At 64.6% G+C, this 23,822-nt stretch carries 22 protein-coding genes and 2 pseudogenes; 12 read left to right on the plus strand and 12 right to left on the minus strand.

The window, feature by feature from the left end:
• Nucleotides 1-48: 48 nt before the first annotated feature.
• Nucleotides 49-408, minus strand: coding sequence for a DUF427 domain-containing protein (locus GGD63_RS07195; RefSeq protein ID WP_183240343.1), 360 nt, complete (start codon nt 406-408; stop codon nt 49-51).
• 197 nt (nt 409-605) lie between these two features.
• Here GGD63_RS07195 and GGD63_RS07200 point away from each other — a divergent pair, with 197 nt between their 5' ends.
• Together GGD63_RS07200 and GGD63_RS07205 are read left to right on the plus strand one after the other, a co-directional pair.
• Nucleotides 606-842, plus strand: a complete 237-nt coding sequence (locus GGD63_RS07200; RefSeq protein WP_011088461.1) for a BolA family protein — start codon at nt 606-608, stop codon at nt 840-842.
• Between the two features lie 39 nt (nt 843-881).
• Nucleotides 882-2,066 (plus strand): low temperature requirement protein A, encoded by a 1,185-nt coding sequence (locus tag GGD63_RS07205; RefSeq protein ID WP_183240344.1) that lies wholly within the window; start codon nt 882-884, stop codon nt 2,064-2,066.
• Between the two features lie 203 nt (nt 2,067-2,269).
• On the opposite strand, the gene egtD is transcribed toward GGD63_RS07205, so the two are convergent.
• Complete coding sequence (egtD, locus tag GGD63_RS07210; protein ID WP_183240346.1) at nt 2,270-3,241, minus strand: L-histidine N(alpha)-methyltransferase; 972 nt, start codon at nt 3,239-3,241, stop codon at nt 2,270-2,272.
• 51 nt (nt 3,242-3,292) lie between these two features.
• Complete coding sequence (egtB, locus tag GGD63_RS07215; RefSeq protein ID WP_183240769.1) at nt 3,293-4,591, minus strand: ergothioneine biosynthesis protein EgtB; 1,299 nt, start codon at nt 4,589-4,591, stop codon at nt 3,293-3,295.
• A gap of 250 nt (nt 4,592-4,841) precedes the next feature.
• Between egtB and grxD the strand changes: the two genes are divergently transcribed.
• From grxD to GGD63_RS07235, 4 genes are read left to right on the plus strand one after another with little or no spacing between them, the layout of a single operon-like run.
• Nucleotides 4,842-5,168 (plus strand): Grx4 family monothiol glutaredoxin, encoded by a 327-nt coding sequence (gene grxD / locus GGD63_RS07220; RefSeq protein ID WP_018647423.1) that lies wholly within the window; start codon nt 4,842-4,844, stop codon nt 5,166-5,168.
• Nucleotides 5,169-5,172: 4 nt separating this feature from the next.
• A complete protein-coding gene (locus GGD63_RS07225) occupies nt 5,173-5,724 on the plus strand; it encodes an O-acetyl-ADP-ribose deacetylase (RefSeq protein ID WP_183240348.1) in 552 nt (183 codons plus the stop codon).
• Nucleotides 5,725-5,770: 46 nt separating this feature from the next.
• Nucleotides 5,771-7,057 (plus strand): serine hydrolase, encoded by a 1,287-nt coding sequence (locus tag GGD63_RS07230; protein WP_183240350.1) that lies wholly within the window; start codon nt 5,771-5,773, stop codon nt 7,055-7,057.
• A gap of 1 nt (nt 7,058) precedes the next feature.
• Nucleotides 7,059-8,321, plus strand: a complete 1,263-nt coding sequence (locus GGD63_RS07235) for a serine hydrolase (protein WP_183240351.1) — start codon at nt 7,059-7,061, stop codon at nt 8,319-8,321.
• A gap of 104 nt (nt 8,322-8,425) precedes the next feature.
• Here GGD63_RS07235 and GGD63_RS07240 read toward each other — a convergent pair whose 3' ends face one another.
• The 5 genes from GGD63_RS07240 to murI all read right to left on the minus strand — a co-directional run bounded on the left by GGD63_RS07240 (nt 8,426) and on the right by murI (nt 13,003).
• Nucleotides 8,426-9,493, minus strand: a complete 1,068-nt coding sequence (locus tag GGD63_RS07240) for a low specificity L-threonine aldolase (protein ID WP_183240353.1) — start codon at nt 9,491-9,493, stop codon at nt 8,426-8,428.
• A gap of 88 nt (nt 9,494-9,581) precedes the next feature.
• On the minus strand, nt 9,582-10,199 hold the full coding sequence (gene rpsD, locus GGD63_RS07245; protein WP_080140385.1) for a 30S ribosomal protein S4: 618 nt from the start codon (nt 10,197-10,199) through the stop codon (nt 9,582-9,584).
• Nucleotides 10,200-10,399: 200 nt separating this feature from the next.
• Nucleotides 10,400-11,167, minus strand: coding sequence for an acyltransferase (locus GGD63_RS07250; RefSeq protein ID WP_183240355.1), 768 nt, complete (start codon nt 11,165-11,167; stop codon nt 10,400-10,402).
• Between the two features lie 209 nt (nt 11,168-11,376).
• The gene (locus tag GGD63_RS07255) at nt 11,377-12,150 is read right to left on the minus strand and encodes an HpcH/HpaI aldolase/citrate lyase family protein (RefSeq protein ID WP_183240356.1); all 774 of its coding nucleotides are present in this window, start codon (nt 12,148-12,150) and stop codon (nt 11,377-11,379) included.
• A 61-nt stretch (nt 12,151-12,211) separates the two neighbouring features.
• Complete coding sequence (gene murI, locus GGD63_RS07260; RefSeq protein WP_183240358.1) at nt 12,212-13,003, minus strand: glutamate racemase; 792 nt, start codon at nt 13,001-13,003, stop codon at nt 12,212-12,214.
• 173 nt (nt 13,004-13,176) lie between these two features.
• On the opposite strand from murI, the gene GGD63_RS07265 reads away from it, so the two are divergent.
• Nucleotides 13,177-13,818: a glutathione S-transferase family protein gene (locus GGD63_RS07265; protein ID WP_183240360.1), complete on the plus strand. Its 642-nt coding sequence runs from the start codon at nt 13,177-13,179 to the stop codon at nt 13,816-13,818.
• Between the two features lie 7 nt (nt 13,819-13,825).
• On the opposite strand, the gene GGD63_RS07270 is transcribed toward GGD63_RS07265, so the two are convergent.
• Together GGD63_RS07270 and GGD63_RS07275 are read right to left on the minus strand one after the other, a co-directional pair.
• Nucleotides 13,826-14,632 carry a Crp/Fnr family transcriptional regulator gene (locus GGD63_RS07270; protein WP_183240361.1) on the minus strand — a complete coding sequence of 269 codons (807 nt, stop codon included), beginning with the start codon at nt 14,630-14,632 and terminating at the stop codon, nt 13,826-13,828.
• Nucleotides 14,633-14,874: 242 nt separating this feature from the next.
• Nucleotides 14,875-15,972, minus strand: a complete 1,098-nt coding sequence (locus GGD63_RS07275; RefSeq protein WP_183240363.1) for a SecDF P1 head subdomain-containing protein — start codon at nt 15,970-15,972, stop codon at nt 14,875-14,877.
• 199 nt (nt 15,973-16,171) lie between these two features.
• On the opposite strand from GGD63_RS07275, the gene GGD63_RS07280 reads away from it, so the two are divergent.
• The 3 genes from GGD63_RS07280 to GGD63_RS07290 all read left to right on the plus strand — a co-directional run bounded on the left by GGD63_RS07280 (nt 16,172) and on the right by GGD63_RS07290 (nt 18,883).
• A complete protein-coding gene (locus GGD63_RS07280; RefSeq protein WP_246785379.1) occupies nt 16,172-16,516 on the plus strand; it encodes a hypothetical protein in 345 nt (114 codons plus the stop codon).
• 119 nt (nt 16,517-16,635) lie between these two features.
• Complete coding sequence (locus tag GGD63_RS07285; RefSeq protein ID WP_183240365.1) at nt 16,636-16,812, plus strand: hypothetical protein; 177 nt, start codon at nt 16,636-16,638, stop codon at nt 16,810-16,812.
• Between the two features lie 163 nt (nt 16,813-16,975).
• Nucleotides 16,976-18,883, plus strand: coding sequence for an acyl-CoA synthetase (locus GGD63_RS07290; RefSeq protein WP_183240367.1), 1,908 nt, complete (start codon nt 16,976-16,978; stop codon nt 18,881-18,883).
• 156 nt (nt 18,884-19,039) lie between these two features.
• Here GGD63_RS07290 and GGD63_RS07295 read toward each other — a convergent pair whose 3' ends face one another.
• Nucleotides 19,040-20,407 carry an ABC transporter substrate-binding protein gene (locus GGD63_RS07295; RefSeq protein ID WP_183240368.1) on the minus strand — a complete coding sequence of 456 codons (1,368 nt, stop codon included), beginning with the start codon at nt 20,405-20,407 and terminating at the stop codon, nt 19,040-19,042.
• 211 nt (nt 20,408-20,618) lie between these two features.
• Between GGD63_RS07295 and GGD63_RS40075 the strand changes: the two are divergent.
• Both GGD63_RS40075 and GGD63_RS07300 read left to right on the plus strand, forming a co-directional pair.
• Nucleotides 20,619-21,128, plus strand: a pseudogene (locus tag GGD63_RS40075) (CHASE3 domain-containing protein); the annotation flags it as partial.
• A 48-nt stretch (nt 21,129-21,176) separates the two neighbouring features.
• Nucleotides 21,177-22,472 (plus strand): annotated as a pseudogene (locus GGD63_RS07300) (sensor histidine kinase); the annotation flags it as partial.
• A gap of 55 nt (nt 22,473-22,527) precedes the next feature.
• Here GGD63_RS07300 and GGD63_RS07305 read toward each other — a convergent pair.
• Nucleotides 22,528-23,697, minus strand: a complete 1,170-nt coding sequence (locus tag GGD63_RS07305) for a M20 aminoacylase family protein (protein WP_183240372.1) — start codon at nt 23,695-23,697, stop codon at nt 22,528-22,530.
• Nucleotides 23,698-23,822: the final 125 nt, after the last annotated feature.

The raw sequence follows: 23,822 nt of genomic DNA on the forward strand, positions 1-23,822 counted from the left end.
CTGAGACGAAGTGATCCATGATCGCCCCGGCGTCGGAGCGCCGTGAACCTACCCCACTTCCTCGATCTTCACCTTGTCCGGATAGAAGGCGAGATGGCCGGTAATCTCGGTCATGGCGGGGAAGGGCGTCTCGTAGGTCCAGATCGCGTTGTCGAGCGTCCTGCCGTCAGCCTTGACGCTGTAATAGCTCGCGTCCCCCTTGTAGGGGCAATGGGTGACGCGGTCGGTGCGCTCCAGCAGCGCCATGTTGGCATCCTCCCGCGGCACATATTGCACCGCCGGATATTTCGCCTCCTTCAAGGTCAGCGCCTTGCTGGTCTCGGCGATCACGATGTCGCCCGCGGTGACGCGGACGCGCCGGGGGTTTTGGGTGATGGTGATGGGGTGGTCCGGCCCTGGAAGCTTCATGATTTCACACCTTTTCGATCAATCTGCCGCGCGCGGCACTTTGTCGTGCCTTTGTCCCGATGGGATCAGGGATATAGTGCCGGAAAGCGTGACGTAGAAGGCCGTTCACGCTAAGTTTGGCCCGCCGGTCCCGGGGACCCCGGCGAGCGATTCGATGACGAGGCTGCTTTGCAGCCGAGATAAGGAGCTAGACCCGAATGCCCATGGACGCCCACGATATCGAGGCGATGATCAAGGCAGCGATCCCCGATGCCGAGGTGACCATCCGTGACCTCGCCGGCGACGGCGATCACTATGCCGCGACCGTGATCTCGGAATCCTTCCGCGGCAAGTCCCGCGTCCAGCAGCACCAGATCGTCTATCAGTCCCTGCGCGGCCAGATGGGCGGCGTCCTGCATGCGCTGGCGCTGCAAACCGGGGTGCCGGGCACCTGACCTGACGAGCGCCTGATCCGAACGCGCCGGGGAACGACGATGGCTGCCGAGAATTCGCGCGGCGCGATGTTTCGCGTCATCCTGCCGAACCAGCCCAGCCGCGTCACCAACGCCGAGCTGTTCTTCGACCTCGTCTTCGTCTTTGCCGTCACGCAGGTGTCGCACACGCTGCTGCACCATTTCACGCCGCTTGGCGCGGTGCATGTCACCGTGTTGTTCCTCGCGGTGTGGTGGGTGTGGGTCTACACCGCGTGGGTCACCAACTGGCTCAATCCGGATCTGACGCCGGTCCGCATCCTGATCTTCTTGATGATGCTCGGTGGCCTCGTGCTGTCGACGACCATCCCGACCGCCTTCGAGGGGCGGGGCCTGTGGTTCGCCATCGCATACGCAGCCATGCAGGTCGGGCGCACCGCGTTCTGGCTGTTCGCGACCCCGCGCCATCGCACGGCAGTGCGGCACAACGCGATCCGCATCCTGACGTGGCTCTCGATCTCGGCGGTGTTGTGGATCGCAGGCGGTCTTTCCGAGGGAGAGACGCGGCTATGGCTGTGGATCGCGGCGGTCGCCTGGGAGTACGTCTCGCCGGCGGCGCGCTTCTGGGTCCCGAAGCTGGGCTTCTCGTCGGTCGAGGCCTGGGCGGTCGAGGGCAACCACATGGCCGAGCGCTGCTCCCTCTTCGTCATCATCGCGCTTGGCGAGGCCGTCGTGGTCAACGGCGCGACCTTTGCCGAACTGGAATGGACGTCGGCCAACATCCTCGCTTTCGTCTCGGCGCTGGTCGGCAGCATCGCGATGTGGTGGGTCTATTTCCACAAGGGCGCGGAGGCCGGCTCCGAGCGGATCTCGAAATCCACCGAATCCGGGCGGCTGGCGCGGCTCGCCTACACCTATCTGCACATGCCGATCGTCGCCGGCATCATCCTGACCGCGGTCTCGGACGAGCTGGTGCTGAAGCACCCGACCGGCCATTCCGACATCCGCACCATCGTGAGCACGATCGGCGGCCCCCTGGTGTTCCTGGTCGGCACCATCCTGTTCAAGCACGCGATCCGCGGCTTCCTCCAGCTCTCGCACGGCATTGGCATCATTCTGCTGTTGACGCTGTGGTGGTTCGCAGCCGATCTGTCGCCGCTCTGGCTGTCGGTCGCAACCAGCGTGATCATGATCGTCGTGGCGGTGTGGGAGTCGGTGTCGCTGGGATCGAAGGGCGAGGAGCATTGAACCGCGGAGCGGCCTGAGCAAGCGCCTCGTCCTTCGAGACGACCGCTTCCAGCGGTCTCCTCAGGATGAGGCTCATCAGCGTCGGTGCCCGTTGAAGCTGCCGCCGCACACTCCGTCCTCATCCCGAGGAGCCCGCCTAAAGCGGGTGTCTCGAAGGATGCGCCGCGGGAAAGCGCTTCTCAAATACCGGGAAGCGGGGAGGATTACTCTACGACCTCCAGCGCATGCACCGAGAACATCTTCGCCGCGTCCGTCCAGCTCTCCCGCACTCGCCAGCCGGCGCCGTGCGCCAGCGCGGCGAAGCGGTCGAGGCTGTACTTGTAGCTGTTCTCGGTGTGGATGCTCTCGCCGGGGCGGAACGAGAAGCTGGTGCCGAGCAGGCGCACGGTCTGGCTCTTCCTGCTGATCAGGTGCATCTCGATGCGGTGCCGCTCGCGATTGTAGATCGCGCGATGGGTGAAGGCGGACAGGTCGAAATTGCCGCCGAGCTCGCGGTTGATCCGCACCAGCACATTGAGGTTGAAGCGCGCAGTGACGCCGGCGGCATCGTTGTAGGCGTCGTGCAGCACGCGCTCGTCCTTCTCGAGGTCGGCGCCGATGATCATCTGTGCGCCCTGGCCGAGGATCTTGCGTGCGCTCTTCAGGAAGGCCTGTGCCTCATGCGGCTCGAAATTGCCGATGGTCGAGCCCGGGAAGAAGCCGACCTTGGGCATCGATGCCACCGCCCTGGGCAACTCGAACGGCGTGGTGAAATCGGCGGCGACCGGATAGATGCCGAGCGAGGGGAAGTCTCGCTTGAGCCCGTTCGCCTGCGCCGCCAGGAAATCGCCGGAGATGTCGACGGGCACATAGGCCGCGAACTTGCAGTGGCCCAGCAGCAGGCGGACCTTCGTGGTCGCGCCCGCCCCGAACTCGACCAGCGCCGCATGCTCGGGAATGATCTTCGCGATCTCGCTGCCGCGCTCCTTCAGGATCGATAGCTCGGTGCGCGTCGGATAATATTCCGGCAGGCGCGTGATCGCCTCGAACAATTCCGACCCGGTCGCATCGTAGAAATATTTCGGCGACAGCTTCTTCGGCTGCTGCGAGAGGTCCTCGATGGCCTCGCGGGCGAAGGCGGTGGTCTGCTCGTCGGGAAGATGGGCTTCGGCCAAAGCGCTGGCGTGCACATTCATGATACTCTCCTGAACGCGCTGTCCGGCGCGCATCTGTCGTCGGATGAAAGACTAGACGTAGTCGGCGAGCCGCAGTCCCGTGAACTGCCAGCGGTGGTGCGGATAGAAGAAGTTGCGATAGGTAATACGGCTGTGGTCTTCCGGAGTTGCAAGCGATGAGCCGCGCAGCACCAGCTGGTTGACCATGAACTTGCCGTTATACTCGCCGAGCGCGCCTTCGACGGCGCGATAGCCGGGGTAGGGCGAGTAGGAGCTGCGGGTCCACTGCCAGACGATGCCGAAGGCGTCGTTGAGCTGGCTGGTGCGAGCCGCAACCTCCCATTCCATCTCGGTCGGGAGATGCTTGCCGGCCCAGCGCGCGAACGCATCCGCCTCGTAATAGCTGACATGGCAGACCGGCGCGTCGGGATCGACCGGCTTGAGGCCGGCCAGCGTCATCACTTGCCATGCGCCGTCGACCTCGCGCCAATATCCCGGGGCCTGCCAGTCTTCCTTGCTGTCCGCGGCAAAGCCGTCCATCAGCCACAGCGTTGCCGTCCGGTAGCCGCCGTCGCGCATGAAGGCGAGCCATTCGGCATTGGTGACGAGATTGCGCGCGACCTTGACAGGGCCGACGAGGGCGCGATGGGCGGGCGTCTCGTTGTCGAAATGGAAGCTGTCATCGACATGGCCGACGGTGTGGATGCCTTCGTTGAGCGTCAGCCAGTCGTCGCCGGTACGCGTCGCCGCCGGGAAGCGCCAGTCCGGGTCGTAGGCCGGATAGACCGGGTTCTGTGCGAAGGCGTGCAGGATGTCGGTGAACATCAATTCCTGATGCTGCTGCTCGTGATTGAGCCCGACCTCGACCAGTGGTGCCAAGGCCAGAAGCTTGTCATCGCTCGCTTCGCGGAAGAATTTGACGACGGCCGCATCGACATATCCGCGGTAGGCGCCGACCTCGTCTGCGCTCGGACGGGTGATGTCGCCGCGATGGTTGCGGGCATGACGCGGCCCGGCGCTGACGTAATAGGAATTGAACAGGAAGGCGAAGTCGGGATGGAAGGGTCGGTAGCCAGGGGCGTGCTCGCCCAGCAGGAATTGCTCCCAGAACCAGGTGGTGTGGGCCCGGTGCCATTTCGCAGGGCTCGCATCAGGCATGGACTGGATCTGCTGGTCTTCGGGCGACAGCGGATCGGCCCGGCGTTCGGTCTCGTTGCGAACCGCGAGAAACGCCTCTTCCAGCCGCTGGGCGAGGCTGCCCTTCTCGGAGGACGGTGACGAAAGCGAGGGGGCGACCGAGGCGGAGGCTGGTTTCGTCACGTTTTTCTCCAGACAGGACAAGAGAACGTTGTTGGCGTTGCCCGGTTCCAAAACCAAGGTTCGTCCTAGATAGGGGCTCCGTTACGGTATGAAAGTCCTCCCCGGCGATGATATTCGTGGCATCATGCAATGGGCCGGCGCTGCCGGGGCCGGCCGCCCAGGGTCGGGATCGGGACCGTTCGCCGCCATTTTACTTTGGATGCACAACGGTTTGGGCTACATATATGGGCAGGTATCGGGTTAAATCGGCTGAGCCGGCCCGAAGCAATTGGTGAGGGCTCTGCCCCAGAAGGACACGGATATGAGCATCGCGGAATTCATCGACAACGAAGTGAAGTCGAACGACGTGGTTCTGTTCATGAAGGGGACGCCGCAATTTCCGCAGTGCGGTTTCTCCGGCCAGGTCGTCCAGATCCTCGACCATATCGGTGTCGGCTATAAGGGCCTCAACGTCCTCGAATCCGCCGAGCTGCGCAATGGCATCAAGGAATACTCGAACTGGCCGACCATCCCGCAGCTCTATGTGAAGGGCGAGTTCATCGGCGGCTGCGACATCGTCCGCGAGATGTTCCAGGCCGGCGAATTGCAGCAGCTCTTCTCCGAGAAGGGCGTCGTCGTCGCGGCCTAAAGGCATGACCGTGCTGTCGCGCCGGATTGGCGGCGCGGAGCTCGAGGTCGTCGTCGCCGATATCACCACACTGAGCGTTGACGCCATCGTCAACGCGGCAAACACGTCGCTCCTTGGCGGGGGCGGCGTGGATGGCGCGATCCATCGCGCGGCCGGGCCCGAGCTTGTCGCCGAGTGCCAGACGCTCGGGGGATGCCCGACCGGCGATGCCAGGATCACGAAGGGCTACCGTCTGCCCGCCCGCCATGTGATCCACGCGGTTGGTCCCGTCTGGTACGGCGGCACCCGCGGTGAGGCGGCGGCGCTTCGCTCCTGTTACCGCCGCGCGCTGGAGCTCTCCCAGGCCAATGGGCTGACTTCGCTGGCGTTCTCCGCGATCTCGACCGGCGTATATCGTTTCCCGGCCGACCACGCGGCCAAGATCGCGGTCCATGCGACCATCGAAGCCCTGCCGGCTGCGCCGCTGGTTGCCCACGTCATATTTTGTTGTTTCTCGGAGACAAGCGCCGCACTCCATTCGGACGTCTTGGCACGGTACAGCAGCCCTTGTGCCTGATGACGCGGTCAGTACACTCCTCCGGACCATGTTCCGGGGAGGGGATATGAATTTTCATTTTGGATTTCGCTCATTTGTTTACGGCGCATTGCTATCGCTCGGCGCGATGTCGCTGGCGCGCGCGGAGGGCACCTACGAGATTCCGGCGGGCGCGCATTTCAACCAGGACAAGCTCGCCAAGGTCGGTGAGTTCTTCAAGAACGAGGTCGCGACCGGCAAGATCGCCGGCGCAACCGTGCTGATCCAGCAGCACGGCAAGCCCGTCTACCACGAAGCCTTCGGCGTGCAGGACGTGGTCAGCAAAGCGCCGATCACGGACAAGACGATCTTCCGCCTGTTCTCGATGACCAAGGCGATCACGTCCGTCGTCGCGGTGCAGTTGATGGAGGACGGCAAGATCAAGCTCGATGATCCCGTCTCGAAATACATTCCGTCGTTCGCCAATGTGAAGGTCGGCGTCGAGAAGAAGGCCGAGGACGGTACCAAGTCGCTTGAGCTTGTGCCGCCCACGCGGCCGATGACAGTGCACGATTTGATGACGCACACCTCGGGCGTCACCTATGGCTTCTATGGCGACAGCCTGGTGCGCAAGGCCTATCGCGAGGCCAATATCTATGCCGGCGATTACGACCTCGCCGAGTTCGCCGAGCGCATCGCAAAGCTGCCGCTGCACAACCAGCCGGGCGCGCTCTGGCAGTACGGCCATTCCACCGATATCCTGGCGCGCGTGATGGAGATTGCGGCGGGCAAGCCGCTGATCGACATCATGCAGGAGAAGCTGCTCACTCCGCTCGGCATGGTCGACACCGGCTTCTTCGTCACCGACCCCGAGAAGCAGAAGCTGCTGGCGCAGCCGGTGCCGAATGACGCCGATTTCCGCGTCGGCCGCATCAACGATCCGACAGTCGCGAAGAAGATCATGTTCGCCAGCGGCGGCATGGTCACGACCATGGCGGACTACAAGCGCTTTGCGCAGATGCTGCTCAATGGCGGCAGTCTCGACGGCAAGACCATCCTCAAGCCCGAGACGTTCAAGCTGATGGTGACCGATCAGATCGGCCCGAGCTCCGGCGTCGACCGCGATTACTTCTACTTTCCCGGCGACGGCTTCGGTTTCGGCCTCGGGCTGGCTGTCCGCACCGATCCCGGCAACGCAAAACCACCGCCGCCCGGTGATCTCGGCGAACTGAAGTGGGACGGTGCGTCCGGCTGCTATTTCGTGATCGATCCCAAGCAGGACATGTTCTTCGTGCTGCTGGAGCAGACCCCGAGCGAGCGCCAGCGCGTGCAGCGGACGCTGAAGCTGATGGTCTATGAAGCCATGGAGAACTGACATGGGCGGGCGCCGCGCGCTGATCGCGGCGCTCGTTCTTCTGTTTGCCGCCATCGGTGCCAAGGCAGGCGCCGAGGAACGCCCCGCCCGCAATTTTTCGCCGGAGGGACTGGCGAAGGTCTCCGACTACATCAGGAACGAGGTCGCGACCGGCAAGATCCCCGGGGCCGTCCTGCTGCTCCAGCAGCACGGCAGGCCGGTCTATTACGAGAATTTCGGCGTTCGCGACGTCGCGACCGGCATCCCGATGAGCCCGGACACCATCTTCCGCCTCTATTCGATGTCCAAGCCCGTCACTTCAGTCATGGCGATGATGCTGGTCGAGGAGGGCAAGCTCGCGCTCGACGATCCCGTCGCGAAATTCATTCCGGCTTTTGCCGGTATGAAGGTCGGCGTCGAGACGAAGGCCGGGGACGGCATGATTGCGCTGGCGCTGGCGCCGCAGGCGCGTCCAGTCACGATCGAAGACCTCCTGCGCCACACCTCCGGGCTGCCTTACGGCTTTTCCGGCGGCGGGCCGGTGCGCGAGCTCTATGCTGCGGCCAACCTCTTCAACAGCGATCTTTCCAACGCCGATTTCGTCGCGAAGCTCACCACGCTGCCGCTTGCCGAGCAGCCGGGCACGCTGTGGGACTACGGCTTCTCCACCGACGTGCTCGGCCGCATCGTGGAAGTGATCTCGGGCAAGACGCTGCTCCAGTTCGAGAAGGAGCGGCTGCTCGATCCGCTCGGCATGAGCGAGACGGCGTTCTACGTCGCCGATCCCGCCAAATTTCCGCGCATTGCCGAGCCGATGCCGGAGGATCGCAACATCAATCCAACGACGCCGGTCCGCGACATCAGGCGGCCAGCGAAATGGGAGTCAGGTGGCGCCGGCATGGTGGGCACGATCGGCGACTACGCCCGCTTCGCGCAGATGCTGCTGAATGGCGGCACCTATGAGGGCCGCCGCTATCTCAAGCCGGAGACCATCGCGCTGATGGCGTCGGATCATTGCGGCCCGGAGACCAGAATCACGCGCGATCAGAACTATCATCCGGGCGGCAGCTCCGGCTTCGGCCTCGGCTTCGCGGTGCGCACCTCGGTGCCGCCGGGCACATCATGGCCGCTCGGCGAATACCGCTGGGACGGCGTCGGCGGCACCTTCTTCTTCATCGATCCCGAGGACGATTTGTTCGGCATCTTCATGGCGCAGACCCCCTCGCAGCGCGGCCGGATTCAATTGGCGCTGAAGACGCTGATCTATCAGGCGATGGGGCGGTGAAGCGCGGGCGGCGCTGCTTTCGTAGCCCGGATGAGCGAAGCGACATCCGGGTTCTTTGCGAGAGAGGTCCCAGGTATCGCTGCGCTCACCCGGGCTACGGGACTTTACGCCCCGCGCACGATCTCGCGCACGTAGCCGATCGTCTCCTCGACTTGGGCCGCATTGACGTCGAGATGGATGCAGGCGCGGATGCGGCCGTCCATCATCGCCAGCGTCACGCCGCGCTGGCGCAGCGCTGCCACCATCTTGTCGCCGGGAATGCCGGTGCCGTCGGGCTTGAAGAACACCAGGTTGGTCTCGGGCTCCTGCACCTCGATGCCTGCGATCTGCGACAGGCCGCGGGCGAGCGCGCGCGCATTGGCATGGTCGTCGGCAAGGCGCTCGACGTGATGGTCGAGCGCGTAGATGCAGGCGGCGGCGCAGATGCCGGCCTGCCGCATCGAGCCGCCGAGCCGCTGCTTCCACTGCCAGACCGCGTCGATGAAGGCGCGGGAGCCTGCGAGCACGCCGCCGATCGGCGCGCCGAGGCCCTTGGAGAAGTCGATCCAGGCCGAGTCCCAGCCCGCGGTCATGTCGCGCGGGGAGATGCCGCTGGCGACGGTGGCGTTGAGCAGGCGCGCGCCGTCCATGTGGGTGACGAGACCGTGCTGCCTGGCGATCGCGACGATCTCGTCTAGCGCCGCCTTCTTCCAGATCGTGCCGCCGCCGATATTGGCGGTCTGCTCGACGCTGACGACGGTCTGCGGCGGCTGGTAGCGCGTGCGCGGATGCAGCGCTTTCCGGAACGTCTCCGGCGTGAACTGGCCGTCGGGACCCTTGAGCTGGGTGACCTGGAAGCCGCCGATCGCAGCATGCGCGCCGCCTTCGCGGGCGATGATGTGCGCGGTCTCATGGGCCAGGATCTCGTCGCCGGGTCGGCAATGCACCAGCGTCGCGGTGACGTTGCACATCGTGCCCGAAGGCATGTAGACCGCAGCTTCCTTGCCGAGCAGATCCGCAACGCGCTCGCACAGCGCGTTCACGGTCGGATCGTCGCCGACCTGCTCGTCCCCGACCTCAGCCCGAGCCATCGCCTCGCGCATCCCCGCCGTCGGCCTGGTCTGCGTGTCCGACAGCAGATTGATGCGCACCGGCGGCGCCTTGGGATCGATCGGGGGAGGGGTGTAGAGCATGAGACGGCTCCTAAAGCATTGCGGCCACTGAAGTGTGGCTCTTAAGCAAAAAGGCCCCGGCGAACCGGGGCCTTTCGATATTCAGATCTTAGCGCGAATAGAATTCGACGACCAGATGCGGCTCCATCTGCACCGGGAACGGCACGTCGGAGAGGCCGGGGATGCGCGTGTACTTCGCGGTCATCTTGCCGTGGTCGACTTCGAGATAGTCGGGGGTGTCGCGCTCGGGGAGCTGGCTGGCTTCGAGCACGTGGGCAAGCTGCTTGGAGGCTTCCTTGACCTCGATCACGTCGCCCACCTTGAGCTGGTAGCTCGAGATGTTGACCTTGCGGCCGTTCACCTTGATGTGGCCGTGGTTGATGAACTGGCGCGCGGCGAAGATCGTCGAGACGAACTTGGCGCGGTACACGACCGCGTCGAGACGGCGCTCGAGGAGGCCGATCAGGTTCTCGCCGGTGTCACCCTTGAGGCGGCTCGCCTCGACATAGATGCCGTGGAACTGACGCTCGGAGATGTTGGCGTAGTAGCCCTTCAGCTTCTGCTTGGCGCGCAGCTGCACGCCGAAGTCGGAGAGCTTGCCCTTGCGGCGCTGGCCGTGCTGGCCGGGGCCGTATTCCCTGCGGTTCACGGGGCTCTTCGGGCGGCCCCAGATGTTCTGGCCCATACGGCGATCGATCTTGTACTTCGCCTCACTGCGCTTAGTCATCGCGTCCTCTTCGGTTGCATGGTTTGAGGAAACGCGCCCTCCTGTGTGACGGGCTAGGCCCGGCACCGACAGATCCGATCCCCAAAGCTTCAAGGGACAGGACCACGGGTCGCGAAACGCTTCGCGGGCCGAAATCGGCCCGCGAGCAGGCGGCTTTTAGGGGAGTTTGGGGTTCGCTGTCAATGCGAATGGCCTCGGAATCAGGTCCCGACCGCCCGGATCGCCTTTGGGCCGGCGGCCTGTAATTCGGCAGCGATTTCAGTGTTCAGGACCTGTTCCAGCCGGGTCAGGACCCGCGCGATGGGGGCTGCGTCGGTGACCCGGTGATCCCAGCGGATCACGACATGGATGGTCTGGTCGGGCTCGACCACCCCATAACTGACGATGAAGGGGCCCGGCGTGACCGGATGGAGCTCGCCGCCGCCATAGGCGGCCACCGAGCTCACCGCAAAGCTGCCGAACCAGTTGCCGCGCTGCCGGCCGAAGTTCAGCCCGATCGCCCAGGACAGCCGCCGCAGCGGCAGCGGCAGGCGGGTCGCCCGCATGATCTTGCGGAACATCGGGACGTCCGCGATCGGGGCCGTCTTGGCGCGCCGGATCTCGGCGTCGACCTGGGCCAGCGGCAGAGCCTCCGGGGCCGCTATACGCTGCGGCAGCACGCATTCCTCGCCGTCCTCGACCCTGGCAATGGCCACCGTCGCCACGCTCTTCGGCAGCTCGTAGAGGGTCGGCCGGGGCCATTTGGCATAGACGGTGCGCAGGACCGGCTCGTCCCTGGCCACGAGGGCGAAAGCCTTGACGACCATCGCCGCCCAGCCCGCGGGCGCCAGCGCGTCGGCGCGGGCCTCCAGCAGGGGGCCAATATGGAGCGAACGGGACAATGAAACGAACGGCACGTCCATCGACGCGCGCATGAGGTCGCAAATCAGGCGACGCGGCAGCGAAATGGTCTTTGGCGTCCCGCGCATCGCTCTTTCCGTTCCCGCGGATGAAAATATGGGCAGCGAGCGGGGTTCCCGCTCGCCGCCTGCTCTAGCACGAACCAACCCGCTTGGGGTCGGTCGGTTCGCCGCATCAGGGCATCGCCAGCAACCCGGTCCTCACGTAGACAAATAAATTAATGATTTTCAATGGTTTGTCCTGCCGCAGGGTCCCGGCAAGGTGGTAATCGGTCTGTTTAGCGCCTGATCCCGTCGAACGCCGCCATGATGCCGCGCTGGAACAGCGACCAGTCGAAGCCGAGCGCGATCGCGCGGTAGCCGCGGTCGATCAGGGCGTTGGCCTGGTCGGCAGTGCGCGCCACACCGCCGATCGGCACGCCGCTCTTGAGGATGCCGGCTTCGGCGCGGGTGACCAACTCCAACAGCTCCGGATCGTCCATCTGGCCGCGCTTGTTGATGGAGGTGGCGAGATCGCCGGGGCCGATGACGGCGACGTCGATGCCGGGCGTTGCCATGATCTCGTCGATGCGGTTGACGGCCTCGACATGCTCGATGGTGACCATGCAGATCATCTCGTCGTCTGCAGATGCCATGTAATCCGGCATCGACTGGCCCCAGCGGAACGGGGCGTGGAAGGGACCCCAGAGCCGATCGCCGCGCGGCGGGTAGCGCACGCTGCGCACCGCCTTCTCGGCCTCGTCGCGATTGGTGATCATCGGGAAGTTGATGCCGAAGGCGCCGATGTCCATCGGCGCTTTCGCAAGCCACGGCTCGTTCGCCGCGATCCGCACCAGGGGCGTGCACGGCGTGCCCGTCGTCGCGGCGATCATCGCATGCGCTTCGGTGAGGCCGATCGGTCCGTGCTCGAGATCGACGATGATCCAGTCGAGCGAGCGCGCCATGATCTGCACCAGCTGCACGCTCGGGATGGTCGCGATCGCGCCGAAGGCGGGGCGGCCCTCGCTCCACAATTGGCGGAGGCGATTGAGCGGCTTTGCGGGGACCGACATGTGATGACCTGCGGAGAGATGACGACGGCGGAGCCTAGCAGCGCGTCGTCAATGCGGAAAGTCAGGCCAGCGCGCGGCCGCCGAAGAACGGCGTCAGCGTGGCGCCGAGGCCATGCACGCGGTTCGACGTGAAAATCATCTCGGCGCCGGACTGCGCGATGGCGCAGGTCGGCGCGCCCAGCAGGTCCGAGACGCGGCGGGCGATCGCCGGCGCCGGGTCGATCCAGTCGACCGGCCAGGGCGCGAGCTTCTTCAAGCGGTCGAGCAGCAACGGATAATGTGTGCAGGCGAGCACCACGGTGTCGGTGCGCGCGCCCGCTTCCTCGCCGACGAAGCAGGGGGCGAGCTCGGCGCGGATGGCGTCATCGCTGATCGGATGGCCGCTAAGCTCGGCTTCAGCCAGCGCGGCCAGCTCGGGCGAGCCGACCAGCGTCACCTCGCATCCTTGCGCGAAATCGCGGATCAGCGCCTTGGTGTATTCGCGCTTCACCGTGCCCTTGGTGCCGAGCACCGAGACGCGGCGGGTCTTCGACTGGGCGCAGGCCGGCTTGATCGCCGGCACCGTGCCGACGAAGGGCAGGGAATAAGCGGCGCGCAGGTGAGATAGGACCAGGGTTGAGGCCGTGTTGCAGGCGATGACGGCGAGGTCGGGATCGTGGCTGCCGATCAGTTCACCCATCAGCGGCACGACGCGGGCGATGATCTCGTCCTCGCTGTGATGGCCGTAGGGGAAGAAGGCGTCGTCGGCGACGTAGACGTAATGCGCATCCGGGCGCGCGGCCACGACCTCACGGAGCACCGTGAGCCCGCCAAGGCCGGAATCGAATACCAGGATCGTCGGGGAATTGGTCACATCACTACCCTAGCCCGCCATGGTTACCATTCGGTTTTTAGGGCGATTTTGCGGCGGGGTTGCCTGGGGCCGGTATCTGGAAGGGTTGAATGCGGGGGGGCATGTCCGCAAAATTCCGGGAAGTCCGCCATCACGAAGTATGACGCGGCGTCACAGTGCTCGCAGGAGGCCTCATGCTCACCGTCCATCATCTCGGCAAGTCGCAGTCCGAGCGCATCGTCTGGCTGTGCGAAGAGCTCGAAATCCCTTACGCGCTGAAGCGCTACGCCCGCGATCCCGTCACCATGCTGGCGCCGCCCGACTACAAGGCGCTGCACCCGATCGGGGCGGCGCCCGTCATCACCGATGGCGATCTCGTGCTCGCCGAATCCGGTGCCATCGTCGACTACATCATGGCGAAGTACGGCAGCGGCCGTCTCGTGCTTGGTCCTGACGATCCTGATTTCGCGCAGTTCCTGTACTGGTTTCACTTCGCCAACGGCACGCTGCAAGCCGGCATGGGCCGGCTGATGATCCTGAACCGCCTCAAGCTCGCCGAGGACAATCCGATGCTGGCCGCGACCAAAGGGCGTGTCGACCGCGCCTTCGATCTGATCGATGCGCGCGTTCGCGATGCCGAATATCTGGCGGGCAAGACCTTCACCACCGCCGACATCATGACGGGCTTCTCGCTCACCACGATGCGTTACTTCCAGCCTTATGACCTCTCGCGCTGCCCGAACGTGGTCAAATATCTCGGCCGCGTCAGTGCACGGGCGGCCTATCGGCGTGCGATGGAGAAGGGCGATCCGGGCATGGCGCTGCTCTTGAGCTGACCGCCGGTCATGCGATCCTGTTGGTGGTGGTCGCCCGCGCCGTCGCCAGCTGCTTCTGCAGGCGATCGATGTTTTGCAGCAGGCGCTGGCTGGTCAGCACCAGGAAATAATAGCCGAACTGCGGATCCTGGAAGTAGATCTCGAGCAGCCGGTCATAGGTGATCGTCAGCACCTGTCCGTCCTCGATGCATTCGATCGTTCCGGTGCGGCGGTTGTCCGGCGTCAGGAAGCCGAGCTCGCCCATCAGCGCGCCCGGCAGGATCTCGACGTTGATCTCCTTGACCAGGAATTTGCCGGTGACGGTGAGGAGCATCTCCTTGGCCGGGTCGCCCAGCTTGAACAGCGTGTCGCCGCGGCGATATTTGCGCTCGGTCATGAACGGCTTGAGCCATTCGATCGACATGTCGCCTTCGGCGGCATGGCGCGCTTTCTTGACCAGCTTGAGCATCTGCCGCAGGCGCAAGCCGTTGATCGGAAGCAGCAGAAGATAGAGCAGGAAGGTCGAGACATTGGCCGAGAGCGCACCGAACGCGGCGAAGAACACGCAGCCGATCATGTTCGCGACGCGCAGGGGCACCATGGTCCGCATCAAGAGGGTGGCGACGAAGAAGCCGGCGCCGACCGTCGCGAACAGATTGGCCAGCGTGATGTTCTGGACAAAGATGTCCAGCAGCCGGTCGAAGATCGCGTCGTAGGTGACGTTGTTCGGATCGAGACCCATCTGGACCAGGATCTTCGCGATCCTGAGATTGTCCGTAGCCGCGTCGAGGATGCGGTCGAGGATCGAGGAAATGTCTGCATTGCCGGACGGCATGGTACTCACCCCGCGTAAGGCCTTCAGTCCTGCTCGGTATTCGTATAGCCGAATGACGACCGCTTGAATGAAGCCTTCGGCCGTCATGCCGCAAGAGGCAAATTTAGCCTGATCGGGCGTTTCGGCAATTGCCCGTTGGTTGCGCGTATGGCTGCGGCGCGCCCGTGATTCGCGGCGCCGGGTTCGGGTTTGGGCGTCGTGGACGGACCTGGGCGCCCGGGCGAAGCGGGGCGACTTTCGCCTCAGGGCTTGGCGGCGGGTTGGACCACCTGCTGTTCGAGCAGGCCAAGGTGCCCCGGCAGGGACCCGGCGCGCAGCAACATGGCGACGCTGCTTGCTTCCTCCAGGGTGAAATTGCCTGAGATCTGGCCGGAGCCACCGGTGATGGGCTCGCGGATCACCGGTGCGGAAATCACTCTGTCGTCGAGCACGATGGCGAAGGGCTTTCCGATGTTCTCTTCGGTGATGTGGGCGAAACGCCGCGCGCCGCGTCCGTTGAAGCGGAACGAGGCGATCGGTTCGTTCGTGCTGCTCGCGAACCCCGGGCCCGCATAGCTGATGTCGTTCCCGTCGAGCGCGCTGTCCTTGGCAACGAGATAAGGGCGCTTGTCCTTGAAGCCGAGCAGGACTTCCGTTCCCGCGGGTGGTGTGCCGGACTGCGCCTGTTCCGCCGGCATCGAGATGTCGATCAGGCGGAAGCTGACCTTGACCTTCGCGGCGAAGATCGCGGTGACGCGCTCGGGCTCCATCATCCCCGGGACGAAGATGCGGATGCGGTCGGTGCCATCAGGCTGGGCGCTGGCGAGCTTGATGCCGGCATCCTTGAGGCGCTGCTCGATCATGGCGATGGAATCCTCGACGAGGTCGTGCAGCGCTGCTGCGGATGCGGCGTCAGTCGGCTTGAGCCTGACAAGCCCGTCGCCGCCGTCGGTCACGGCGAGGGCATGCGCGGGCAGCCCCTCCGCGGCCGCCGCGAGCTTCCGCTTCAGCTCTTCGCGGCCCTTGGCGTCCGCAACCTTCACCTCGACGCCACCGTCGCGGATCGCAAGGCCCGAGAAGGCGATCTTGCCCTCGCGCAGGGTCTTGTAGACGTCATCGCGGAGGTCCGTCACGGCGCTCTCGCGCAAGCCATCGGCGTCCACTTTGTAGACGATGCGCGAGCCGCCCAGCTTCTCCATCTTGTCGCCGATGGAGGACGCGATCTTGGCGCGCATCTTCTCGAGCTGGCTGTCCGCGGCGAGCGCGGTGCGGGGCAGGGCGGTCGCCGATGCCAAAATCACCGATGTCATGGCGACCGCACGGATCAGCGGCGTGATGCGGTCTCGCAGGGGCGTGGTCATGGTGTCCTCGCGTCTTGCGGCATGGCGTCCGGCGAAGCCGCTGCGAATTGGTCCGACTGTCGCGCGAGGAGGTTCATTTCGTTCGATTATACTCAGAGAAAATATAACTGTAACAATGTCTTAGTTCCGTAACCGGGATACGAATTTGCGTAACCGGGATACGTATGATATCCAAATGGTCCGCGGAACGAGGTGGACGGTGATCCCAGCGAACAAGCGCGTCAGGAAATATCGCAGCCAGGGTGGTGCGGCCGACCTCGTGCGCGTCGAAGTTCTGATTCCGCCGGCTGCACGCAATGAAGTCCTGGCGCTCGCCTCGCGCATGCGCGCGGAGCACCGGCTGACCAAGGAGCTGCAATCGCTGCTCGACAATGCACTCCGTCTCTATGGGCCGCGCATTCTCGACAATATCGATCTCGATCGTCTTCCCGATCTGCGGTCCCGCGCCGCGGTCGCCGCGCGCGCCATGATCGAGCGCGGTGATGCGCGAGCTTTTGCGATGGGCAGGAAGATGCTCGACCGCGTCAACGCCACGGAGAACTGAGATGGCTCACAGCAAACTGCAGAGCTGAGACTTCTCGCCAAGAATCGCTCCGACAGCAGCTATCTTGCCGGCGGCCTGATGCTCAACAGGGACTGGGAGCGACGATCGACAGCTATGTGATGGCCGCGCCGCCGGAATTGACTGGCATACTTGCAGTGAGCAAGGCGGGCGTGCCGATCGAGATCACGGCGGCAAATCGTGCCGACGCAGTCATGCGCAAGGCCACCGCGGAGCCAGAGGTGATGCCTCTGCCTGCCGATTTCAACGCGGTCGGCTGGGCGCCGGATCGCTCCTAGGCCCAGACGGCGTATTGCCGCGAGCGGCCCGTCGCCTTCGGCCATGGACGAACGCCAAATCATCCCTCATTGTGTTCCCGCTCGGCCGGCCATCGGTCGGGTCTCGCCAAACCAAAATGTCACAAGACAGGGGGCGGGGAAATCTGAGGGAGGACGAAATTCCATGGCGGGCATCCATGCGCTCGATCGGCTGATCGGCAATGACTATCCGGACCTTTTGACCGACGATGAGGTCCGGGCCTTCGAGCAGGTCCCTTACGCGGACCGCGTCGCCGCCGAGAGCACCTATGACGCCATCAAGCTCGGGGCGGCGCGCAATCCCGACGGCGCGGCGATCCAGTTCCTGCAGAATGCCGATCCCTCCGACACGCCGGTCGTGGTCACCTACCGCGACTTCATTGCGCGCGTCACGCAAGCCGCCAACATGTTTCACGCGCTCGGCGCTGAGAAGGGCGATGTCATCAGCTTCATGCTGCCGCTGGTGCCCGATGCCTTCGTGACGCTGTTCGGTGCCGAAGCTGCCGGCATCGCCAATCCCGTCAATCCGCTGCTGGAGCCGCACCAGATCGCGGAGATCCTGGAAGCTGCGAACACCAAGATCCTGGTGGCGCTCGGGCCGATGCCCGGCACCGACATCTGGCAGAAGGTCGAGCAGATCCGTCCGCAGCTCAAGCACCTCAAGGCGATCGTTCAGGTGTTCGGCGGCGGCGATCCAGACAAGGGCATCTTCGCTTTTGGCGACCTGATCAAGCAGCAGCCGTCGGACCGGCTTGTCAGCGGGCGCAAGATTCTCGGCAGTGACATCGCCGCCTATTTCCACACTGGCGGCACCACCGGCACGCCGAAGCTGGTGCGGCATACCCATGCCAACCAAGTCTATCAGGCCTGGGCGCTCAATCTGCTGTTGAAGGGCAAGCCCGGCGCCAATCTCTTGTTCGGTATGCCGCTGTTCCATGTCGGGGGATCACTGACACAGGTACTGACGACACTGTCGGCCGGCGGCTCGCTGGTCGTGCTGTCACCGAGCGGCTGGCGCAATGCGAATTCGGTGAAGAACATCTGGAAATTGGTCGAGCGCTATAGGCCCGAGGCGCTGTCGAGCGTGCCGACGGTGCTGGCTGCGGCGCTTGCCGTGCCTCCTGATAATGCGGACATCTCCAGCCTCAAATACGCCGCCGGCGGCGGCTCGGCGATCCCCGTCGCCGTGGGCTCGGCGATCCAGGACAAGCTCAAACTGCCGGTGGTCGAGGTCTACGGCATGACCGAGACGTCGAGCGTGCACACGCTCGCCTATCCGGGTCGGCCGATCCGGCTCGGTTCGGTCGGACTTCCCATGCCTTACGCGCGCGTGCGCATCGTGCAACTCGACGCCGAAGGCCGCCTGATCCGCGACTGCAAGCCGGACGAGATCGGCGTCGTCATCATGGCCGGGCCCGGCGTGTTCGGCGGCTATCTCAACGACGAGCACAACAAGGGCGCCTTCGTCGACGAGGTCTGGGTCAATTCCGGCGACCTCGGCCGGCTGGACACCGACGGCTATCTCTGGATCACCGGCCGCGCCAAGGACCTCGTGATCCGCGGCGGCCACAACATCGATCCGGCGCCGATCGAGGAGATCATGTTCCGTCATCCCGCCGTGGGCTTCGCCGCAGTGGTCGGCCAGCCCGACGCCTACGCGGGTGAACTGCCCGTGGGCTACGTGCAGCTGAAACCGGGCGCCAGCGTCGCGCCGGGCGAACTGGAGACGTGGGTGCGCGAGCGCACGCCGGAGCGCGCGGCTGTGCCCGTGCAAGTGATTCCGATCGATCCGATGCCGGTGACGGGCGTCGGCAAGGTGTTCAAGCCGCAGCTGCGCTGGGACGCCGCCGAGCGCGTGTTCACCAAGGTGCTGGCGCCGCTTAGGGAGCGTGGCATCGACTGCAAGGTGAAGGTCGGTGCCCACGGCAGCCACGGCTCGATCGCCACCGTGACGCTCGCGGGCTTGCCGGCGGACCAGCGCGAGGTCGTCGCAGGCGAGGTGCATATGCTGCTCGCCCCGTTCGTGATACGGCACGAGGTGGTGCAGGTATAGGCGAGGGCGCAGAACGCGGGGCTTGTCGCGAGGCTTGCATGCCTCGCCGCATTCCTCCAAACCCGATGCCTCAAGATCAGGAATGAGCGCCGCGCAAGGCTGAGTTGGCGACTTGTCCGCCGAAGTCAGCTCTTCCGATTGGGTGACGCTTCGCCGCTACCCGCGGATCGCCGCATTGGCCTGCGCGGCCGCACCGGTCATGGCGTCCTTTGCCGATTTCTCGCCGTTGACCACTTCATTGACGCCGATCATGAAGGCATCCATGACCGGTCTCGATTGCGGATGGAAGAGGATCGCCTTGGCGCGGTCGACATCGGCATTTTGCAAATTGGTCAGCGCCGCCTCGGCGGCTTGCGAGCCGAATGCCTTCTTGAAGCCCTCGCTGGACCACGCCGACACGCGTGTCGTGGCCAGCCCTGCTGCGGCAGTCTGCAGCGATGTCGGCTTGCTTGTTGCCCAGAGCAGGAACAGGAAAGCTGCCCGCTTGTTTCGTGATTTTGCATTGATGCAGGCCTGCCAGTGCGACATGAAGGGCACGGGGGTGCGACCAGGGACATGCGGGAAGACCGCAAACTGGGCCTGCTTCGCGACGCGACTCCTGGCCGGATTGGAGATGTCGGTCGCGAAATTGCTGCTGTCGATCGCGATTGCAGTCCGTCCCTGCAGGAAGTCGTCCAGCACGTGGTACCATTCATAGCTGCCGACGCCGCCAGGCCCGGCCTGGCTGAGCAGGCGTCCGTACATCTCGACGGCCGCAATCGCTTCGGGGCTTGCGAAAACGGCCTTGTTGTCCTTGACCATGGCGCCGCCGTAGGAGAACACGAAGCCCATGGCCGGCGGCGAGGAATTGCCGCTGGCCTGCGCCCGCATAGCGATCCCCGACATCTCGCTGGACTTGAGCGCCTTGGCAGTCACAAGCAGCTCTTCGAACGTCTGCGGGATCGCCAGGTTCTTGGCGGCCAGCGCGTCCCCGTTGACGAACATGGTCATCGCTTCGGAGGTGATCGGTATGGCGTAGCGTTCGCCGTCAGACCACAGCGGGAAGGCCCGAGCCGTCTTGAGCAGATCGCTCTCGTCATACCAGCCGAGATCGGTCAGCGATCTGTTGGAATAATATCCGTTCAATGGCTCGAGCCATCCTCCCGAGATGCCCTGGCCGTAGGTCGTGAACATGAAGACGTCAGGCGTCGCGCTGCCGCGGGCGAGTCTGATCGCCAAGGCGCCGAGGTATGTGGTTTCGAGTTGGAAATCGATGGTGACGTTGATGCCGGTGAGTCTGGTGAACTCCGGCAGCAGCGGCGTGATCGCATTCGACCAGGGATGGATCGCTCCCGCAAGGGTAATGGTCTGTCCCGCAAACTGCTTCCAATCGATGTTCGCATTGGCGTACGTCGCGGCGCGATCCTCGGCGAAGCTCCACCGCGGCAGCGCGGCCAGTGTCGGCAGGACTGCACCCGCCGCCCCCAATCCCCTAACGAAGCTGCGACGGCTGATCGGAATTCGACCGCTCTGTGCGTACGCCATGCTGGCTCTCCCTGCGACGGGCAATCATTCGCAACGCGAGCCATACCGGTGATGTCGCGGCCCTCGCGCGGCGACTGACGGCCAAACCGGTGCAACCTTGGGGGCGCGAATGTCGGGTTTCCGCCCCACCTAACCATGCTATTATTCTATCATGCTGTGGCGTCGACACCAGAAGACGCGCGGTCACACCAGCATCGAAGACCCAAGGCCAATGTCAGTCCCTGCTCTGGTCCCGTCTTTGCGATGGCTGGCTCGTCCGCTGATCGTGGCGATCGTGGCGCTTCTGACGCTGTTCGCCGCGACCGGGTTTCTCGGCCTGCAATATCGGCAGGAGCGGCAGGCAGCCCATAACCTGCTTGGGCATAGCCGCCAGGTGCTCGAAACACTCGATCGGTTGCGTGCGATCACCGCCGAGCTGGAGACCGAGCGGCGCGGGTATCTAATGACCCTCGACCCCACCTATCTCAAAGCCTACGGCGTCTCCGACGAAGGTGTGCGGCGCGAGGCGCAGGCGCTGCAGGCGCTGGTCGCGGACGATCCGCTGCAGAGTCTGCGCGCGCAACATCTGGCGTTGACCGTTTCGGCAAAACTGCGCGAGATCGACGAGATGGTGAAGACCGCCGGCACGTCCGGGCAGGCGGCGCTGGCGATGATCCGCAGCATGGATGAGATCCGCTCGCAAATCGATCAGATGGTGGATCACGAGCGCTTTCGGCTCGCCGACCGGGAGACGCATGCCGAAGAATTCGAGCAGCGCTGGAGCTGGCTGATTGCCGGCGCCGTTGTCCTCGTCGTCGCGCTGGCGGGAGCGGCGTTGGCGCTCGCGCGGCTCGAAGCGAAGCGGCGGAGACAGGCGACCGAAGAGAACATTCAACTGCAGAGCGATCTTGCAGCGCGAGATATCAAGATCCGGCGTCTCTTCGACTCCAACATCATCGGCATCATCATCTGGGAAGTCGAGGGGCGTATTCTCGAGGCCAATGACGCATTCCTGCGCATCGTTGGATATGACCGGGACGATCTCGCCTCAGGGCGCCTGCATCGATACGACCTCACGCCACCGGAATGGCGCGACCGCGACGTACAAACCGTGGCGGAATTGAAGCGGGTCGGGACGGCCCTGCCATTCGAGAAGGAGTATGTGCGGAAGGATGGAAGCCGGGTCTCCGTGCTGATTGGCGGGACGATGTTTGCACCAGGTGGAGATCAAGGGGTCGGCTTTGTCCTCGATCTGACGCCTCTCAAGCGGGCAGAGGCCGAAGCTCGCGAGCACGAGCGGCTCTACCGCGAAGCCCTGATGGAGCTCGCGCACGCAAATCGCGTCACCACGATGGGGCAGCTCACGGCTTCGATTGCCCATGAGGTCAACCAGCCGATCGCCGCAATCGTGGCGAACGCCGAAGCGGGGTTGAATTGGCTGGAGGCCCAACCGCCAAATCTGGAGCGGGTTCGACAGACGTTCGGCTGGATCACCAGCGATGGCACTCGAGCCGGCGACATCATCGGCCGGATCCGGGCGCTGATAAGGAAAGCGCCGCCGCAAAAGGACGATATGGACATCAACCAGGCGGTGCTCGAGGTCATCGCGCTGACCCGCAGCGAGGCGTTCAAGAACGGCGTCTCGGTACGAACGCAACTGGCCGAAGGCTTGCCGACCATTCAGGCAGATCGGGTTCAGCTTCAGCAAGTGGTACTCAACCTGATTGTCAACGCGATCGAGGCGATGGCCGCGGTGGGCGAGGGGGAACGCGAGTTGCTGATCAGCACCGAACGGGATGTATCGAACGGCGTGCACGTTACCTTGCGGGATTCCGGTCCGGGACTGGATCCGAAGACTGTCGAGTGCCTGTTCGAGGCCTTCTACACCACCAAGCCGACAGGCATGGGGATGGGTCTCGCCATCTGCCGCTCGATCATCGAGGCGCATGGCGGACAGATGTGGGCCGGCGCAAACGAGCCCAGGGGCGCCGTCTTTCAGTTCACCCTGCCTCTCGCCTCGGACGAGGCCACGTCTCGCCTGGTGAAGGCGGACGAGCCAACGGGCCTGCGCTCTGCGGCCGGCTGAACGGGGGCCGCGTAACCTGTTCTTTTGGGCTACGCGGCTGTAAATGCTGCCCCAGCTACGCCGGCATCCGCGTCTCGATCATGCGCACCCAGAACGAGGCGCCGTGGCCGAGGATGTTGTCGTTGAAGACATAGGCCGGGTGGTGGCACTCGTTGCCGTCGCCCATGCCGACCAGCACCATTGCGCCGGGACGCGCTTCCAGCATGAACGAAAAGTCCTCGGCGCCCATCATCGGGATGAACTTGTCGTTGACGCGCTCGGCGCCAACGATGTCGCGGGCGACGTCGGCGGCAAGGTCGGCCTCGCGCGCATGGTTCATCGTCACCGGATACATCCGCGTGTACTTGGTCTCGGCCGAACCGCCATAGGCGCGGGCGATGCTGTCGGCGACTTCGCCGATGCGGCGCTCGACGAGATCGCGCACTTCAGGATCGAGCGTGCGCACGGTGCCGGCGAGCTCGGCGACTTCAGGGATGATGTTGAAGGCGGTGCCGGAGTGAAATTGGGTGATCGAGATGACGGCTGATTTCAGCGGATCGACATTGCGCGCGACGATCGATTGCAGCGCGTTGACGATCTGCGAGCCGATCAGGACGCTGTCGACCGATTTGTGCGGACCCGCGCCGGCATGGCCACCCTTGCCGTAGACCGTGATCTGGATGTTGTCGGAGGAGGCGAGCATCGCGCCGGGCGTGGTGGCGAAATGGCCTTCGGGCAGCCCCGGCATGTTGTGCATGCCGTAGACCTCCTGGATGTTCCAGCGCGTCATCAGCCCGTCGTCCACCATCGCCTTGCCGCCGCCGCCACCTTCCTCGGCGGGCTGGAAGATCATGATCGCGGTGCCGTCGAAATTGCGCGTCTCGGCGAGATATTTGGCGGCGCCCAGCAGCATCGCGGTGTGGCCGTCATGGCCGCAGGCGTGCATCTTGCCGGGGACCTTGGAGGCGTAGGGCACGCCCGAGGTTTCCATGATCGGCAGCGCGTCCATGTCGGCGCGCAGGCCAATGGTCTTGCCGGAGGCCGACTTGCGGCCGCGGATCACGCCGACCACGCCGGTGCGGCCGATGCCCGTCACCACCTCGTCGCAGCCGAATTCGCGCAAGCGATCGGCGACGATGCCGGCGGTGCGGTGGACTTCATAGAGCAGCTCCGGGTTCTCGTGGAAATCATGGCGCCAGGCGGCCATTTCGTCGGAGAGGGCGGCGATGCGGTTGACGATGGGCATGGGAGGGTCCGTTTCTTGTGGGGTCTCTTGTCATTCCGGGACGATGCGCAGCATCGGACTATGGTGCGCAATTGCGCACCTGAGAATCTGGAGATTGTAGCGCGAGATTCCGGGTTCACGCTTCG

It is taken from the genome of Bradyrhizobium sp. cir1 (genome assembly GCF_014198245.1).
GTDB lineage: Bacteria > Pseudomonadota > Alphaproteobacteria > Rhizobiales > Xanthobacteraceae > Bradyrhizobium.